We start from the raw sequence: 16954 nt of genomic DNA on the forward strand, positions 1-16954 counted from the left end.
GAACGGGGCACGGCGCGGTGTCAGTCGTCCACGCAGCAGCCGAAGTCCTGGCCGTCGCGGTCGTCGTACTCCTGCCGTGACTCCGTCTGCTCGCTGCCGAAGACGACGTTCCCGGCCGCCAGTTGCTCCGGCCGGAACGTCAGGTAGCCGCGGCCGCCCCAGGCGAAGTCGGCGCGCAGGAGGTACGTGGCCGCGGCGTCCAGGGGGACGGTCAGGGGGTGGAGCGTCGTGTAGCCCTCGGTCGCGACGCCGAGGCGCACCTCGCGCGACGGCCCGCTGGGCCCGGCCTCGACGCGCCACAGCAGGAACTGCTTCTCGAACTCGATGTTCTCGCCCACCAGATGGAGGCTCAACTCGACGATGCCGTCGTCCTCCGAGCAGACGCGTTGGCCGACGACCGGATCGGCGGCGTCGCCCTGGATGTAGAGCATGTTGTACGGGGGTGTGCACGCGCTTGACAGGAGTGCCAGACAGAGGACGGCTAACGCTCTTCCCCACCGCATGCCTGGAGTCTAGGAGCGGCGGGGCACCGTGTGGTCCCGGGCGGATATCGGTCGGATCGCGGTCGCACGGCCCGTGGTGGCGGGGTGCGGCGCCGCACCCGTGCGGTGCTCGGCGTCGCACAGCTCAGAAAACGAGTTTGAACTCGGTCAACACGAGCTTGCCTGGCCCGTTTCTGGCGGTGACGCCCCAGCCGTCGGCGAGTTGCGAGACGAGGAGGAGGCCGCGACCGCCTTCGTCTGTGTCGGTTGGGTTGTGGAGGCGCGGCTGGCCGTCGCCGCTGTCATGGACTTCGGCCCGCAACCGGTGGTCCGCCAGGGTGAGACGCACCAGGAAGCCGCGGCCGGCAGGCGCCGCGCGCAGGGCGTTGGTGGCGAGTTCGGAGACGCAGAGCCGGACGTCGTCGGCGCGGTCGGCGACCTGCCAGAGGCGCAGGGTCGCGGCGGCGAAGTCGCGGGCCCTCCGCACCGCCGTTGGATGGCGGTTGAACAGTTCTTTGCGGTGTCGGTGCATGGATGTCGGCCTCATCTCTCGGGCTCGGTGGTGGCCCGCACGTGACGGGCGGCCCGTTCCAGGAGCAGGGCAAGGAGCGGTGCATGGTCCTCGACCGTGTGCTGTTCGGCGTCCAACTCGCGCCAGGCGCGGGCGATGACGAGGCGCAGGTCGAGCGGGGTGGTTACGTCGACGGCGGTTGCGTCCTCCGTCAACTCGGCGCAAGCCTCGACCACGTCGCGCACGAGCGTCTGGGCGGACAGGGGCAGTTGGGCGATGGCTGAGGCAACGGCGTAGATCAGCGCGCCGCACTCCTGGCAGTGCCGGCCGTCACCCTCGGTGGACAGCTCGCCGGGGTGGGGACAACCGGGGTTCGTCATACCGCCTCTCAGGGGGGAGTGCGGATCGCCTGTGTGTGCCCGGATCGACACACACGGCGACCATCACCAGTAGAGTGCACGCGGAACTCGCTACTTGCAACACTTCAAAACCCGTTTGTGTAACGAGATTTCGGCTCGGTTGTCGTGCTTTGCAGAACGGGGAATCACATGCTTTCATTTTGCTGCGACAAGGCGTTGCAGATCGCGACAGCGGAGGGGTTATGGCGGACGCAACGAACTCGACGGTTCCTCGTCGTCAACTTGGCCGGCATCTGCGGGAGCTGAGAAATCAGGCCGGCTACACCATCAAGGGCGCCGCGAAGGCGCTGGAGATGTCTGACACGAAAATCTGGCGTGTTGAGACCGGGCAGACCAGCCTGCGTAGCTTCGACGTGGAGGTCATGTGCCGCATCTACGGCGCACCCCCGGATCTGACCGAGGCGCTGATGGCTCTTGCCAAGGAGACGAAGGCGCGCGGCTGGTGGCACAGCTTCGGTGAGGTCATCCCCGAAGGCTTCAACATCTACATCGGGTTGGAGGAGGCGGCGGCACGCCTCGACTGGTACGAGCCGATTCTCGTGCCCGGGCTGCTCCAGACCGAGGACTATGCGCGGGCGATCATGCGCGCCCACCGCCCCGACGGGACGGAGGAAGAGATCGACCATCGCGTTGATCTGCGCATGAGGCGGCAACGGCTGCTCACTCGGGTTGTGTCTCCCCCTGAGCTGCGTATCGTGGTCGACGAGTCCGTGCTGCGGCGCCCTGTTGGCACTCCGGCCCTTATGGGGGCACAGCTTCGCAGGATGGTGGAGTTGGCCGAGTTGCCGACGATGGCCCTGCGTGTGACACATTTCGGCGGTGGGCTGCATATCGGCATGTTGAGCGGACAGTTCACCATCCTGCGGTTCCCAGTCACCGAGGGCGGCAGGGACACCGAACCGCCGACGGTTTACGCGGACGGCTTCACCGGCAGTCTCTATCTCGACAAGCCTGGGGAGATCGCCCGGTACGACGTGGCGTTCGGCAACCTATGGCATGCCGCGCTCGACGAAGCCGCGTCGGAGCGCCTCATCTTGAAAGTGGTAGGAGAGCATGAACGGTAAGAACACGGGCTGCCGGCACTGGTCCACGTCGTCGTACAGCAGCAACGGCGACCAGTGCGTCGAGGTGGCCCTCGGCGAAGCCGTCGGGATGCGGGACACCAAGCACCACGGCGACGGCCCGGAACTGTGGGTGTCGGCGGAGGGCTGGCAGGCGTTCGTCGCCGGAGCCATCGGCAGGGGACTGACCGCGTAGCCCCGCACGACGAACGGCGTCCCGGCGATCCGCCGGGGTGCGTCGCGCCACGGTGGCCGGCATGTCCTCCCAGCTTCCTGGCCAGGTCGACGAGTCCGAACTGCCTGCCCTGTTGCCCGCGCTGCTGAACCGAGCGGCCGACGGTAGCGCGACGGTGGTCACCCGTGGTGGGGAGCCCATCGCGGCGATCGTGTCGATGCGGGATTACGAGGTCGCGTGACGTGTACCGCTGATCGTGGGGCATGGGCGCTCCGTACCCGGCACTGCGCTCGCCGAGTGTGACGCTGGGCCCGTCCGAACTGGCGGATCGTGGGCCCGGCGTCACACTCGGCGTGGTCGGCGTGGTCGGCGTGGTCGGCGTGGTCGGCGTGGTCGGCGTGGTCGGCGTGGTCGGCGTGGTCGGGGTTACGGGGTCAGGTCGGCGTCGTCGGCCGCCGTGAGGACGGTGGTGTGTTCGGTGGGGGAGAGGAGGCCGGCCGACTGCCATTCGTCGGCGACGGCGCGGGCGGTGCGGAGGAAGGCGGGGCGGTTGCGGAAGGGGGCCTGGGACCAGAGGCGGTCCAGGTAGCTGGTGCCGGTGTCGTCGGCGCGGTTCGGGACGCCGGAGTCGGCGCCGCGGAAGGCGATGACGGTCTCGGCGCGGCGGAAGTAGGCGTGGTAGGGGGTGGTGTCGCCGATGTGGAAGGGCGCCAGGGTGCGGCCGTCCAGGGTGAAGTGGCCTGGCCGGTCGGCCGGTTGGACCACGGCGGAGAGGTCGCCGGTCAGGGTGAGGTGGGGGTAGAGGGCGTGTTCGAGGAGTTCCGTGGCGGGGTCGTGGGCGGCCAGCAGGACCGGGCCGTTGAAGAGTGACTGCACGGTCGGGTCGTCGGGGGCGGCCTCGGTGCGGAGGGTGTAGGGCATCTGGACGCGGATCACGTCGCCGCGGCGCCAGTCGCGGCGCAGGCTCGCGTAGCCGCCGGGGCGGGCGTCGACGCGTTGGCGGACGCCGTTGACGGTGACGGTGTAGCCGCCGGTGGCCCAGTACGGCACGCGGAGCCGCAGCTCCAGCGGGCCGCGGCCCTCGGTGACGGTCAGGACGGCGTCGCCCTCGTGGGGGAAGGGGCTCTCCTGGGTGAGGGTGAACCCCCGGTCGGCCCAGGTGAGGGTGGACGCGAGGTAGAGGTTGACGTACAGGGTCTGGCCGTCGGCGGAGCGGAGGTAGATCGTCTCCTGGTACTTGGTGTGGTTCTCCATGCCGGTGCCGCCGCAGCAGGTGCCGGTGTTGCCGAAGCCGCGGGTGACGCCGGGGCCCATGCCGATGAAGTAGGTCACCTGCGGGTCGCGGGTGGAGGGCCGGTCGAGGCGGGAGGCGAGGATCTGGTTGGTCAGCGCCCGCTCGTAGTAGTCCATCAGGGCCGGGTCCGGCTCGTGGAGGAACAGGTACCGGCTGAGCTTCAGCATGTTGTACGCGGCGCACGTCTCGGCGTTGTTGTCGTCGAGGGTGGCGGCGACGGCGTCGCGGGCGCGGAACATCTCGCCCTGTCCTGTGCCGCCGAGCGCGTAGGTGCGGTGGCCGACGACCATGCCCCAGAAGTTCCGCGCGGCCGTGAGGTAGTCGGCCTCGCCGGTCTCGTCGTGGAGCCGGACGTAGCCGGAGAACTGGGGGATGTGCTGGTTGGCGTGCCGGCCGTCGAGGATGTCGCGGTCCTCGGCGCAGGCGGTGAGCAGCGTGGTGTTGTCGAAGAGCCGGGCGGTGGCGAGGTGTTCCGGCTTGCCGGTCAGGGTGTGGAGGTCGACGAGCACCTCGTTCATCCCGCCGTACTCGCCGGCGATGTAGATGCCCCACATGCGTTCGAGCTGTGCGCGCGGCAGCCGGCTCAGCCTGCTGTGGGCCCAGTCGCCCATGGCGGAGACGATGCGCAGCGCTTCCTCGTTGCCGCCGAGCAGGTGGGCGTCGAGCAGCCCGCGCATGATCTTGTGGCAGGTGTAGTAGGGCGCCCAGATGGTGGGGTAGGTGGTGTAGCTCTCCAGCAGGACGAACTGGGTCTCTGGGTAGGCGGCCAGGTAGCCGGGGTGGCTGGCCGGGGTGTCGGACTCGGCGATGGCGGCCTGGCACTCGCCGAGGGCGGTGACGAGGTAGTCGAGCTTCTCGCGGAGCGCCGGCTCGCGGGTGTCGGCGTAGGCCTGGGCGACGAGGGTGAGGAAGTGTCCCGCGTAGTGGCCGCGGAGGTTGCCGTCGGCGGTCTCCCAGCCGCCCGGCGGGTTGGCGCCGCGGGTGTCGAGGCCGGCGTTGGCGCGGAAGATGCCGAGGATCCGGTCGGCCGGGTAGGCGCGCGCGTACTCGAGCATCAGGTCGCGCTTCTCCCGGAACACGCCGTCGCCCAGGGTGACCTGGTCGAGGCGGAACGGGTGGACGCGCCAGGTGTCGGGGACGGGGAGGGAGTTCGCCGCGGGGGGCGCCGGTGGTTGGGCGGCTGCCGTCGCGGTGGGCAGGGAGAGGTGTGGCAGCGCGGCGGCGCCGGCCGCTGCGGCGCCCAGGACCGTGCGGCGGGACGGCGGTCTGGTCATGAAGGTCCGCCTTTCGGGGTGAGGGTGTCTCGGGAGGGCGGGCTCACGCGGGGGCGACGGTGACGCGGAGGTCGTCGGCGCGGCCCGTTTCGAACGTGAGGACGGTGCCGGTGGCGGGGTCGGTCCAGGAGGTGCCGGGCTGGAACGGGGCGTCGTCAAGTCCTTCGGGGGAGCCGGGCGTGGCGTCCACGACCCGGATCGGGCCCTGGCCGGTGCGCACGGCGGTGTCGATGGTGTAGACGAGGGCGCCGGGGGTCAGCAACTCCCGGTCGTAGCCGATGCGTTGCCGGTTCTCGACGACGACGGCGCGGGTCTCGGAGACGGGCAGCACCAGCATCACGTCGTCGGACGGCCGGGCGGTGGTGGACTCCTCGACGGGGACGAGGGTGACGGTGGTCGGGGCGGCCGGCGCGCAGACCACGTGGCGGTCGGCCAGCCAGCCGAGTTGCCAGCGCTGCCAGGCGAAGTACTCGGGCGCCTGGCCGGAGATGAGCCCCATCAGGTCCCAGTCGCCCACGGCCGCGTGCCAGTTGGCCGGGTCCTCGGGCGGCGCCTCGAAGAGGTAGAGGTCGGGCAGGCCGAGGGTGTGCCCTGTCTCGTGGGCGAGCACCAGGCCGCCCCACCGCCACTGGTCGTAGCCGAAGGTGACGGCGTGGGTGAGGTGGTTGCCGTCGGCCGTGACGTCGAGGTGGTTGGTGGTGGGGGAGTAGGTGATGTTCTCGGCCTCCTCGGTGGCGACCACCCAGACCACGTCGGTGTCGGAGAAGTCGAACTCCGCGTCGGCGGCGGCGATCGCGTCGCCGATGTAGCGGACGTGGTCCTCGTAGCTGAGGCCCCGTTCGAAGGGGTAGGCGGTGGAGGGCTCCGGCATGCGGACCCAGCGGTCGGAGCCGGTGACGTCGATGTCGAGGGCGCCGCCGGAGACGTTCTCCAGGTACTCGATGCCGGAGCGCAGGTTGGACTCGGCCTTGAGCAGCGAGCCGCGCGGGGCCGGGTGGTCCTCGAAGTCGACGTAGATCATGGCCGCTTCGAGGGTGCCGACGGCGGGCAGCGCCTGGTCGTCGACGGGGAAGCCGGAGCCCAGGCCGTTGGTGGCGGAGGGGAGTTGGCAGCGGGTCGGGTCGGTGGCGGGGGCGGCCGGGGCGGCTGCCGCGACGCCGGTGGCGGCGGTGAGGAGGAGGGCGGCGAGCACCAGGGAGGTGGTTCGTCGTTCGGGCAACGTTCTCTCCTCTGCATCTTCGTGACGCGATGGGGGACGAGGCCGTGCGCGCGGGCAACGCAGGTGTCACGTGTGATATTGCACATGGCATTGGGGGTCTGTAAACCGTTGTCGCGCCAACATCGTTGAACAGAATGCGACATGTACATACCATTCCTCACGCGTTCCCCGCTCGCTTCTGCCCAAGATCGATCAGGGGGTTCACTCTCATGTCACCCGCGCATTCCGACGACCACCGGGCCACCTTCAGCCGCCGCCGACTCCTCGAGGTGGGGGCCGCCGGCTTCGGCGCGCTCGCCCTCGGCGGCCTCGTCGGCGCCGGCACCGCCCGCGCCGCCACTCCGCGGGCCGCGACGGCCGGGCCGGCCGGGCCGGCCGGCTGGGAGCCGCCGGCCAACGGCTATCCGGAGTGGAACAACAACATCGCCGTCTACGACATCGGTTCCGAGCCGCCGCACACCACGCTGATGCCTTACGCGGACGTCGAGCAGGCGCTGGCCGCCGACCGCACCCGGTCGCCGTGGCGGCTCGACCTCGACGGCACCTGGCGGTTCGCCCACGCCGACCGCCCGGAGGACCGCGACCCCGAGTTCCACCGCACCGACCTCGACGACAGCTCCTGGGACACCCTCCCGGTGCCGTCCTGCTGGCAGGTGCACGGCTACGACCGCCCGATCTACGTCAACATCACCTACCCCTGGTGGGGCCCGAACGGGCTCGGCGAGGAGGCCCAGCCGCCGTTCGCCCCGACCCGCCACAACCCGGTCGGCCAGTACCGCCGTTCGTTCACCGTGCCGGCCGACTGGGCCGACCGGCGGGTCTTCCTGCACTTCGAGGGCGTCAAGTCCGCCCACTACGTGTGGATCAACGGGCAGCCGGTGGGCTACCGCGAGGACTCCTACACCTCCGCCGAGTACGACATCACGCCGTATCTCACCGAGGGCGCCAACCAGATCGCCGTCGAGGTCTACCGCTTCTCCGACGGCGACTGGCTCGAGGACCAGGACATGATCCGGCTGAGCGGCATCTTCCGCTCGGTCCACCTGTTCTCGACGCCCGTCGTCCACCTGCGGGACTTCAAGCTCGACACCCCGCTGAGCGCCGACTACACGGCCGCCGAGCTGTCCGTGACCGCCGCCGTCCGCGCCTACGCCGAGGACGCCGCCACCGGCCGCTACACCGTCGAGACCCAGCTCTACGACGCCGAGGGGCGCCCCGTCTGGTCGCGGCCGCTGAGCCAGCAGGCGGACCTCGGCTCGGCCCCGGCCGGCGAGGACGTCACCGTGCAGGCCGCCAGGGCCGTGCCACGACCGCGGCTCTGGTCCGCCGAACAGCCCTACCTGTACACGGCGGTGCTGCGGCTGCGCGACCCGCGCGGCCGGGTGATCGAGACGCTGTCGCACCGGGTGGGGCTCCGCGAGTTCGCGCTCAGGGACGGGCTGATGCGGATCAACGGGCGGCCGATCTCGTTCCGCGGCACCAACCGGCACGAGAACCACCCGGACCGCGGCCTCTCCCTGACCCGCGCCGACCTGGTCAGGGACGTCGAGGTCCTGAAGCGGCTGAACATGAACACGGTCCGCACCTCGCACTACCCGAACGACCCGCGGTGGCTCGAACTCACCGACGCCTACGGCCTGTACGTGGTGGACGAGACCAACCTGGAGACGCACGCCATCCGCGACCGCTTCCCGGGGAACCACGCCGACTGGACCGAGGCGTGCCTGTTCCGGGCCAGGAACATGGTGCACCGCGACAAGAACCACGCCTCGGCCGTCATCTGGTCGCTGGGCAACGAGGCGGGCGGCGGCTCCACCTTCGTCGCCATGCGTGACTGGATCCGCTCCTACGACCCGACCCGCGTCATCCAGTACGAGGGCGACGACCGCCCCGAGATCAGCGACATCCGCTCCGAGATGTACACCAAGCCGGCCCAGGTCGAGCAGCGCGCGCTCGACACCGCCGACCGCCGGCCCTTCGTCCTCATCGAGTACTCCCACGCGATGGGCAACTCCAGCGGCAACTTCCGGAAGTACTGGGACGTCATCCGCCGCCACGACGTGCTCCAGGGCGGCTGGATCTGGGACTTCATGGACCACACCCTCAGCTGGCCCACCCCGGAGCGCACCCTCCTCACCGAGGCCGGGCCCGGCGGGCTGCGCGGCGAACTCCTCGCCCCCAGCGGCTCCTTCGACCGCGAGCGCGGCGTGCGCGGCGGCACCCTGTTCGCCCGCGACGCCGGCCTCGACATCACAGGCTCGCTCACCCTGGAGGCGTGGGTCACCCAGGACGTGACCGGCGGCCACCAGCCGATCCTCGCCAAGGGCGACACCCAGTACGCCCTCAAACTGACCAACGCCAGGCTGGAGTTCTTCCTCCACGCCGACGGCCAGTGGGTCACCGCCGGCTGGCCGCTGCCGGCCGGCTGGACCGGCGCCGAGCACCACGTCGCCGGCGTCTTCGACGCGGCCGCCGGCACCCTGACCCTCCACGTCGACGGCGAGCTCCGGGCCACCACGACCACCACCCGGCGGCCCGCGGTCACCGCGGCGCCGCTCGCGCTCGCCACCGACGCCGACAGCCAGACCAGGGAGTTGAGCGGCACCGTCCGGCGGGCCGCCGTGTACGCCCGCGCCCTGACCGCCGCCGAACTCCGCTCCGCCGACCGCGGCCCAGGCGACGACGGCGTCCGGTTCTGGTTCGACGCCGCCACCGTCGAGGTCGACCGGGTGCGGCCCGCCGAGCCGACGTTCTACGCCTACGGCGGCGACTGGGGCGACAACCCCAACGACGGCGCGTTCATCGCCGACGGCGTCATCACCGCCGACCGCGGGTTCACCGGCAAGGCCGCCGAGGTCAAACGCGTCTACCAGGCCATCGACGTGGCGGCCGCAGACGGCGACGCGGCATCCGGGCGGCTCACCGTCACCAACGAGTACCTGTTCACCAACCTCCAGGAGTTCGCCGGCGGTTGGGCCCTCGTCGCGGACGGCGAGGAGATCCGGCGCGGCCGGCTCTCCCGCTCCCAACTCGACGTCCCACCCCTGTCCAGCAAGGAGATCACGGTGCCCCTCCGGCTGCCCGCTGAGCCGGCGCCGGGCACGGAGTACCTCCTGCGGTTGTCCTTCACCACCAGGGAACGCACGGCCTGGGCGGACGCCGGCCACGAGGTGGCCGCGTCACAACTCCCCGTCGACGCGGGCGCCCCGGCCGTGACGCCGCGACCCCTGGACTCCGTCCCCGCGCTGACCCACGAGGACGGCGACGACGCGGTGACGGTCACCGGCGAGGACTTCTCCGTCACCATCGACAAGGACACCGGCGTCATCACCTCCTACGAGGCCGGCGGCGCCCGGCTGATCACCTCGGGCCCCGCCCCCAACTTCTGGCGCGCGCCAACGGACAACGACCGCGGCAACGGCCAGCACCTCCGCAACCAGACCTGGCGCGACGCCGGCACCCACCGGACGGTGACGGACGTCCGGGTCCGCGCGCTGCGCGACCGGGCCGTGGAGATCACCGTCAGCGGCACCCTGCCCACCACCGTGGAATCCGCCTACACCACCACCTACACGGTGTTCGGCAACGCCGAGATCCGGGTCGACAACACCCTGCGCCCCGGCGCCGCCAGCCTCCCCTACCTCCCGGAGGTCGGCACCCTGCTGTTCCTGCCAGGCCGGCTCACGCACGTGCACTACTACGGGCGCGGGCCGCACGAGAACCACTGGGACCGCAACACCGGGACGGACGTGGGCCGTTACTCCGCCACCGTCGCAGACCTCTGGACCCCCTACCTCCGGCCGCAGGAGAACGGCAACCGGACGGACGCGCGGTGGGTCGCGCTGACCGACGGCCGCGGCGCCGGGCTGCTCGCCACCGGCGAACCGCTGCTGGAGTTCAACGCCTCCCACCACACGCCCGAGGACCTGTCGGTCGGCGTCCGGCACGACTACCAACTGGAGCCCAGGGAGGACGTCGTGCTCCGGCTCAGCCACCGCCAGATGGGCGTCGGCGGCGACGACACCTGGGGCGCGCACACCCACGACGAGTTCAAGCTGTTCGCCGACCGCGAGTACGCCTACACCTACCGGCTGCGGCCGCTCGCCGACGTCCGCGACGCGACGGCGGCCGCCCGCCGCCCGACGGGGACCGAGTAACCACCGACCGACCGCCGCGGCCCGGCGCCTCCCGCGCGCCGGGCCGCGGCGGACGTCGGGTCCAGCCGTCACGGACCGGGGGACACCAGCCGCCTCGAACCTGGTGGTCGGCTGCCCGCCCGCCTTCGGAAGACCGAGGTATGCCCCATGTTCATCGAGTCCCGATTTCGTGCCCGGGTGATTTCCAGACCTGCTCTGCCCGCCGCGTTCACCGCGGCCACCCGCCGACGGTTCCTGACCGTCACCGGCGCGGCCGCCGCGCTCGCCCTCTCCGGCGCCCTGCCCGGAACCGGTCCGGCCTCGGCCGCGACCACCGCCCGCCCCGCGGACGATCCGTTCACCCTCGGCGTCGCCTCCGGTGACCCACTGCCCGACGGCGTCGTCCTGTGGACCCGGCTCGCCCCCGACCCGCTCGCCCCGTTCGGCGGCATGGACCAGCGCACCTACTCGGTCCAGTGGGAGGTGGCCACCGACGAGCGGTTCCGCCGGGTCGTGCGGCACGGCACCACCCGGGTCGCCCCCGAGTTCAGCCACACCGCCCACGTCGACGTCCGCGGCCTGGAGCCGTGGCGCGAGTACTTCTACCGGTTCCGCAGCGGCGGCTTCATCAGCCCGGTGGGCCGGACGAAGACCGCGCCGTCCCCCGAGCAGCAGGTGCCGAGCCTGTCGCTCGCCTTCGCGTCGTGCCAGGCGATCTTCGACGGCTGGTTCACCGCCCACCGGGACCTGGCCGCCCGCCACCACGACGTCGTGCTGTTCCTCGGGGACTACATCTACGAGTTCGGCAACAACAAGGGCATCCGCCCCGGCGACGCCGACGAGCACAACGCCCGGCAGACCGTCACCCTGGACGACTACCGGCTGCGCTACGCCTACTACAAGCTCGACCCCGACCTCCAGGCCGCCCACCGGTCAGCGCCGTGGATCGTCGTCTTCGACGACCACGAGGTCGTCGACAACTGGGCCGACCTCAACGCCGGGAACACCCCGTCCGACCAGTTCCTGGTGCGCCGGGCCAACGCCTTCCGGGCGTACTGGGAGCACATGCCGCTGCGCGCCCCCCAGTTGCCGCAGGGCCCCGACATGCAGTTGTACCGCAGGCTGCGTTACGGGCGGCTCGCCGAGTTCTCGATGCTCGACACCCGCCAGTACCGCGACGACCAGGCCAACGGCGACGGCACCAAGCCGCCGAACGACGCGACCGCCGACCCGGCGCGCTCCATCCTGGGCTTCCCCCAGGAGCGCTGGCTGCTCGACGGACTCGCCGAGTCGCCGGCCAGCTGGAACGTCCTCGGCCACCAGACCGCCATCACCCTGCTCGACACGGTGGCCGGGCCGAACGTGGCCGTCCCGATGGACACCTGGGACGGGTACAGCGCCTCGCGCGACCGGCTGCTCGGCGGCATCGCCGACCGGGGGATCCAGAACGTCGTCAGCCTCGCCGGCGACCTGCACCGCAGCGTCGTCAGCGACCTCGCACTCGACTTCCACGACCCGGACTCCCGTGTCGTGGCCACCGAGTTCGTCGGCACGTCGATCTCGTCCGGGGAGGACGGGCAGGACCTCGACGCCGGTGGACAGGTGCTCCTCGACGAGAACCCCCACATGAGGTTCGGCAACTTCCAGCGCGGCTACGTCAGTTGCGAGATCACCCCGGATCTGTGGCGGTCCGAGTTCCGGGTGTGCGACCGGGTCACCGTCCCGGACGGCACGGTGAGCACCCGTACCGTCCTCGCCGTCGAGAACGGCGTCGCCGCCGTCCAACAGGCCTGAGGAGCACCACATGAAGAAGACCCTCATCTCCACCGTGGCCGTGGCCATGCTCGCCACCGCCATCGCCGCCGGCGGCCCGTCGGACGAGGCGCGTGCCGCCGGCGGCCAACCGCGGGGCGGCCCCGCTCGCCCGGGCGTCGTGCTCTCGGCGTCACCCACGAGCCTGGTCGCCAACGAACTCCCCTGCCTGCCCACCACGCTCGCCGTCAGCATGACCAACACCGGCGCGGAGCCCGTCTTCGCCGACGCGACGATGGCCGCCGAGGACCCGATCGTGCTCACGGACACCGTGTTCTCGACCTACCTCCCGGCCACCGACCCGGACCAGCCGGTCTCCCGCGACGTGGGCGTCCGGGTGCCCCGGGGCACGGCGCCAGGAACGTACGACATCACGCTGGCCAGCGGGCGGCAGCGGGTCGTCGTGCCCCTCACGGTCGAGGCCGTTCCCGAGCCGGGGCCCGGGACCAACCTGGCCTACGGCCAGCAGGCGACCGCCTCCTCCACCCACGGCAACTTCCGGGTCTGCGGCGCCGTGGACGGCGACAGCGACTACCGCAACTGGTCGACCAGGACCGGGTGGAACGACGCGACCAGGGGGACGTTCCCCGACTGGCTGGCGGTCGCCTGGCCCGAGCCGGTGGAACTCGGGCGGATCGAGACCGTCACGTACGGCACTCCGACGCGTCCTGCGGCGCTCCAGGGCGTCAAGGACTTCGACGTCCAGGTGCGGTCGGGCGACGAGTGGCTGACCGTCGGCTCCTACCGCGGCAACACGCTCGACCGGATCGTGACCACGTTCGATCCGGTCACCACGGACGCGATCAGAGTCGTCGTCCACGCGTCGAACAGCGGCGACTACTCGCGCATCCTGGAACTGGAGGCGTTCGCGCCGCGGTGAGCCGCCGTCTCCCGCTCCCGGGCACCTCGCGGGCGCCCGGGCAGCGGGGCGGGCCCCCGGGGGCTACTTGCTGGTGGCGAAGCGCATCAGGGCGTGCTCGTCACCCTGCTTGATCTTGCCCGTCTCGTTGATCACCTCGAGCTTCCAACTCCCCGCGACCCGGATGGCCTTGGCCACCGCGCAGCCGTTGTCCTGGCCGAGCAGGCTCGGCCAGATGTCGGCGACCTGCTGCGGGGTGCCGCCGGTCGCGTCGTACACCTTGAAGCTGATGTTGCGGGCCTTCTGGAAGGAACTGCCCTTCTTGAAGGCGGCGGCGACGAACACGATCGACGTGATGTTCCCCGGTATCCGGGCGAACTCGACCGTCACCGTCTCGTCGTCGCCCTCCCCGCGGCCGGTCTGGTTGTCACCGCTGTGCACCAGGGATCCGTTGCCCATCGGGTCGAGCGAGTCGAGGCCGGCGAGCCGCACCGGGTCCCCGCCCTGTAGGGCGATGGCGATCAGGTCGAGGTCGGTGCCCTTGCCGCGGCGGAGCATCCCCATCATGCCGCCGCTGGTGCCGGCGGTCGGGTCCCAGGACACCCCGATGGACATGTGCGTCACCCCGTCGAGGTCCGCCGGGCCGTCTTCCTTCGTGAGCGTGATCATGCGTGGTCATCCTTCTGATCAAAGCGAGACAGCTATGCGCACAAGTGTGCCGATAGTCGGCGAAGTTCCACACAACGTTTCCGTTTCGCCCTGAGACGCCGCGTGTCGGAACGACCTCCCCCGAGAGGGGGACGCGTGATCAGGGTCACAGGTTGCGTGTGCATAGTGCGGTGGATGCCAGTGTCTCTCCCAGGACGGAGGCGTCGGAAGAGGCGCCGGAGGCGAGCGGTGAGGGCGGGGCGGCACGGATGGACCGGGCGTGGGCGGGTGAGTTCGACGAGTTCGTGGCGGCCCGCTGGCCGGCGCTGCTCCACCTCGCCCGGCTGCTCACCGGCGGCGACCGGCACCGCGCCGAGGACCTGGTGCAGGAGTCCCTGGTCAAGCTCTGGTTCGTCTGGCCGAAGGTCGCCGAGGGCGCTCCCGAGGCGTACGTGCGGAAGGTGATGGTGCGGGCGGCGGCCCGCTCGGCCCGCCGGCGCTGGTGGGGCGAGCGGCCCACCGAGCGGCTGCCCGAGACGCCGGTGCCCGGCGACGTGTCCACGACCGTCGCCGAGCGGTCCCGACTCGAGGCGGCCCTCGGCCGGTTGCCGGCCAAGCAGCGGGCCGCGGTGGTGCTGCGCTACTACCAGGACCTGCCTGAGGGCCAGGTGGCGGCCGCGCTCGGCTGCCCCGTGGGCACCGCGCGCTCGCACGTCTCGCGCGGCGTCGCCCGGCTGCGGCACCTGCTGTCCGACGCCGTCGAGCCGGTGGGCTGAGGGAGAGGCGAAGCGATGGACGAGTTCGAACAGCGGCTGACGCGGCTGATGCGCGGCGGCCAGGAGCCCGCCCCCTTCGAGGCGCGGCACCGGGAACGCCTGCGGGCCGGGGTCAGGGCCCGCCGCCGGGCCCGGGCGGCCCGGCGGGCCGTCGGCTCGGTGCTCGCGGTCACCGCGATCGCCGTCGGCGCGTTCCTGCTGCCCGGCGCGCCGTTCGCGCCCGCGCCCGCCGAGCCGCGCCCCGAGCCACCCGCGTCACGCCCGTCGCCCGGCGAGACCAGCGCCCCCGAACTCCAGGACCCGGCCCCCGGCGTCACTCACCCGCCGCCGACGACCACGTCGGAGGCGACCGAAGCCACCGAAGCCATCGAAACGACCGACTGAGCAGTCCCGTTGAAGCCCGACGTGGCGCCCCGGGCGGATCCGCCACGTGGACGAGACGGGACACAGCCGGCTCGTGGTCGTCCGCCGAACCGCCAGCGCAGCGCCTCGCACCACCGTCCCGAAGGAGCGGACGCCCCATGAGCACCACCACGTCCATCGACCCGGCGCCGGCCGCCGCGCCGGCGCGCCGGCCGATCGGCGAGACGCCCACGGGCGCCCGGGCGGTCCTGGGCCGCCGCGACGTGGGACGGCGGCTGCGCGGCCTGCTGACCCCGGCCGACCGCCAGGTGCTGTGGATCTACCTGCTCACCAGGCTCGGTCTCGTCGCCGTCTCCTACGTCGTCACCTGGCTGGTCCCCGGGCCCGACCCCAGGACCCCGGCCAACTGGCTCTCCGTGTGGGAGCGTTGGGACTGGGGGCACTACCAGGCGATAGCCGAGCACGGCTACTTCGGGTCGACCCCCGGGGTCGACCCCGCCCTGGTCGACCGGGTCGCGTTCTTCCCCGGATTCCCGCTGGCGCTGCGCGCCGTGCACGCCGTCGTCGGGCACTGGACCGTCGCCGGCCTGCTGATATCCCTGGTGAGCGGCGCGGTCGCCGTGGTCGCGCTCGGCCGGCTCGCCGGACTCGGCCGCCAGGAAGGCCCCCTGGCCGGCCGGCGGGCCGTCGCCTTCCTGCTGCTCTCGCCCGCCGCGATCTTCCTCGCCGCCGGCTACACCGAATCCCTCTTCCTCGCGTTCGCGCTCCCCGCCTGGCTCGCCGCCCGCCGCCACCACTGGGCGCTCGCCGGCCTGCTCACCGCCTGCGCCACCACCGTGCGGATCAGCGGCGTGTTCCTGGCCGCCGCCCTCGTCGTCGAGTTCCTGCTCGCGCACCGCGGACGCTGGGCCAGGGCGCCGCGCTCCGCGCCCTGGTGCCTGCTTCCCGCGCTGCCGGTCGCCGGCTACTTCGGCTACCTGTGGGCCAGGACCGGCGACCCGATGGCCTGGAAGCACGCCCAGGAACGCGGCTGGCACCGGGAGTTCCACTGGCCGCACGAGGCCTTCCAGAACACCTGGCGGGCCGCCTTCGACAACCTCCAGACCGCTGGGTTCGCGCTCGGCTTCCAACTGGAGCTGCTCGCCGTGACGGTCGGGATCCTGCTGCTCGCCGCGCTGCTGCTCCGCCGCCGCTGGGCGGAGGCCGTCTACGTCGGCCTCACGCTCTGGGCGCTCACCACGTCCTACTGGTTCTTCTCCGTGCCGCGCGCCACGCTGCTCTGGTGGCCGCTGTGGATCGGCCTGGCCCACCTGAGCCTGCGCCGCCCCTGGGTGCGGGAGGCGTATCTCCTCGTCGTGGCCCCGCTGATGGTCGTCCTCGCCGTGATGTTCACCTCGGGCCGCTGGACGGGCTGACGGGCGGGCCGACGGGCGGCGCGAGGCGTTCCGTGGGGCCGCCGAAGGTCAGCGTCAGGGTGCGGTGCGCGAGCAGCCACTCGCCGTCGAGCCGGCGGAACGTGTCCGTGTAGTGGCCCATATTGGTCGGGGCCCGGGGCGGCAGCAGGCCGCCGTGGTAGCCGTCGACGCGGTAGGTGGCGAAGTAGGAGGTCGCCCGTGCCGTGGTCGGGGAGTCGACGGTGACCAGCAGATTGGTGCTCATCCGGCGGGAGAGCCGGTCGGCCGGGCGGCCGGCGAAGTAGTCGCGCAGGGCGTCCCGGCCCGCGAAGCGGCGGCCGTCCGCCGGCCACTCCCAGACGCCGTCCGGGGCGAACAGCTCGGCGACGCTGCCCGGTTCGCCGAGATCCAGCCGGTGGACGAGCTCCAGGATCAGCCGCTCGCAGGCGCGTTCGGCGAGCAGCCGGTCGATCGGGCTGAGGGTGGCGTGGGCTTCCTGGTCCATGTCCCAGTGGTACCAGCCGACTTCGC

General features: G+C 71.9%; 17 protein-coding genes. 10 read left to right on the forward strand and 7 right to left on the reverse strand.

Going from position 1 to position 16954, the window contains the following annotated elements; genetic code table 11:
- Positions 1-20: 20 nt before the first annotated feature.
- From ACYVPE_RS24165 to ACYVPE_RS24175, 3 genes are all read right to left on the reverse strand, one after another.
- Entirely contained in the window at positions 21-431 is a 411-nt protein-coding gene (locus ACYVPE_RS24165; protein ID WP_461035792.1) for a hypothetical protein, read from the reverse strand.
- 196 nt (positions 432-627) lie between these two features.
- Positions 628-1014, reverse strand: a complete 387-nt coding sequence (locus ACYVPE_RS24170) for an ATP-binding protein (protein WP_461035793.1) — start codon at positions 1012-1014, stop codon at positions 628-630.
- A gap of 11 nt (positions 1015-1025) precedes the next feature.
- Positions 1026-1373, reverse strand: coding sequence for a hypothetical protein (locus tag ACYVPE_RS24175; protein ID WP_461035794.1), 348 nt, complete (start codon positions 1371-1373; stop codon positions 1026-1028).
- A 221-nt stretch (positions 1374-1594) separates the two neighbouring features.
- On the opposite strand from ACYVPE_RS24175, the gene ACYVPE_RS24180 reads away from it, so the two are divergent.
- The 4 genes from ACYVPE_RS24180 to ACYVPE_RS24195 all read left to right on the forward strand — a co-directional run bounded on the left by ACYVPE_RS24180 (position 1595) and on the right by ACYVPE_RS24195 (position 3109).
- The gene (locus tag ACYVPE_RS24180) at positions 1595-2476 is read left to right on the forward strand and encodes a helix-turn-helix domain-containing protein (protein ID WP_461035795.1); all 882 of its coding nucleotides are present in this window, start codon (positions 1595-1597) and stop codon (positions 2474-2476) included.
- Entirely contained in the window at positions 2466-2669 is a 204-nt protein-coding gene (locus ACYVPE_RS24185) for a DUF397 domain-containing protein (RefSeq protein WP_461035796.1), read from the forward strand. The genes ACYVPE_RS24180 and ACYVPE_RS24185 overlap by 11 nt, the downstream gene beginning before the upstream one ends.
- Before the next feature lie 61 nt (positions 2670-2730).
- Entirely contained in the window at positions 2731-2889 is a 159-nt protein-coding gene (locus ACYVPE_RS24190; protein WP_461035797.1) for a type II toxin-antitoxin system prevent-host-death family antitoxin, read from the forward strand.
- A gap of 22 nt (positions 2890-2911) precedes the next feature.
- Positions 2912-3109 carry a hypothetical protein gene (locus ACYVPE_RS24195; RefSeq protein ID WP_461035798.1) on the forward strand — a complete coding sequence of 66 codons (198 nt, stop codon included), beginning with the start codon at positions 2912-2914 and terminating at the stop codon, positions 3107-3109.
- Here the strand turns inward: ACYVPE_RS24195 and ACYVPE_RS24200 are convergent.
- Both ACYVPE_RS24200 and ACYVPE_RS24205 read right to left on the reverse strand, forming a co-directional pair.
- A complete protein-coding gene (locus ACYVPE_RS24200; protein ID WP_461035799.1) occupies positions 3075-5216 on the reverse strand; it encodes a glycoside hydrolase family 127 protein in 2142 nt (713 codons plus the stop codon). The two genes, ACYVPE_RS24195 and ACYVPE_RS24200, sit on opposite strands and share 35 nt — an antisense overlap.
- A 43-nt stretch (positions 5217-5259) precedes the next feature.
- Complete coding sequence (locus ACYVPE_RS24205) at positions 5260-6435, reverse strand: M6 family metalloprotease domain-containing protein (protein WP_461035800.1); 1176 nt, start codon at positions 6433-6435, stop codon at positions 5260-5262.
- Between the two features lie 209 nt (positions 6436-6644).
- Here ACYVPE_RS24205 and ACYVPE_RS24210 point away from each other — a divergent pair, with 209 nt between their 5' ends.
- The 3 genes from ACYVPE_RS24210 (at position 6645) to ACYVPE_RS24220 (ending at position 13263) form a co-directional block, all read left to right on the forward strand.
- Complete coding sequence (locus ACYVPE_RS24210; RefSeq protein WP_461035801.1) at positions 6645-10592, forward strand: glycoside hydrolase family 2 TIM barrel-domain containing protein; 3948 nt, start codon at positions 6645-6647, stop codon at positions 10590-10592.
- A gap of 147 nt (positions 10593-10739) precedes the next feature.
- On the forward strand, positions 10740-12365 hold the full coding sequence (locus ACYVPE_RS24215) for an alkaline phosphatase D family protein (protein WP_461035802.1): 1626 nt from the start codon (positions 10740-10742) through the stop codon (positions 12363-12365).
- Between the two features lie 10 nt (positions 12366-12375).
- Positions 12376-13263 (forward strand): hypothetical protein, encoded by an 888-nt coding sequence (locus tag ACYVPE_RS24220; RefSeq protein WP_461035803.1) that lies wholly within the window; start codon positions 12376-12378, stop codon positions 13261-13263.
- Between the two features lie 63 nt (positions 13264-13326).
- Here ACYVPE_RS24220 and ACYVPE_RS24225 read toward each other — a convergent pair whose 3' ends face one another.
- Positions 13327-13911, reverse strand: coding sequence for a TerD family protein (locus ACYVPE_RS24225; RefSeq protein WP_461035804.1), 585 nt, complete (start codon positions 13909-13911; stop codon positions 13327-13329).
- Between the two features lie 248 nt (positions 13912-14159).
- Here ACYVPE_RS24225 and ACYVPE_RS24230 point away from each other — a divergent pair, with 248 nt between their 5' ends.
- The 3 genes from ACYVPE_RS24230 to ACYVPE_RS24240 all read left to right on the forward strand — a co-directional run bounded on the left by ACYVPE_RS24230 (position 14160) and on the right by ACYVPE_RS24240 (position 16444).
- On the forward strand, positions 14160-14666 hold the full coding sequence (locus tag ACYVPE_RS24230; RefSeq protein WP_461035805.1) for a SigE family RNA polymerase sigma factor: 507 nt from the start codon (positions 14160-14162) through the stop codon (positions 14664-14666).
- A gap of 15 nt (positions 14667-14681) precedes the next feature.
- Positions 14682-15050 carry a cellulase gene (locus ACYVPE_RS24235; RefSeq protein ID WP_461035806.1) on the forward strand — a complete coding sequence of 123 codons (369 nt, stop codon included), beginning with the start codon at positions 14682-14684 and terminating at the stop codon, positions 15048-15050.
- 137 nt (positions 15051-15187) lie between these two features.
- Positions 15188-16444 carry a mannosyltransferase family protein gene (locus ACYVPE_RS24240; protein ID WP_461035807.1) on the forward strand — a complete coding sequence of 419 codons (1257 nt, stop codon included), beginning with the start codon at positions 15188-15190 and terminating at the stop codon, positions 16442-16444.
- On the opposite strand, the gene ACYVPE_RS24245 is transcribed toward ACYVPE_RS24240, so the two are convergent.
- On the reverse strand, positions 16419-16928 hold the full coding sequence (locus ACYVPE_RS24245) for a nuclear transport factor 2 family protein (RefSeq protein ID WP_461035808.1): 510 nt from the start codon (positions 16926-16928) through the stop codon (positions 16419-16421). The genes ACYVPE_RS24240 and ACYVPE_RS24245 overlap by 26 nt on opposite strands.
- Positions 16929-16954: the final 26 nt, after the last annotated feature.

The organism is Streptomyces mayteni, assembly GCF_054783955.1.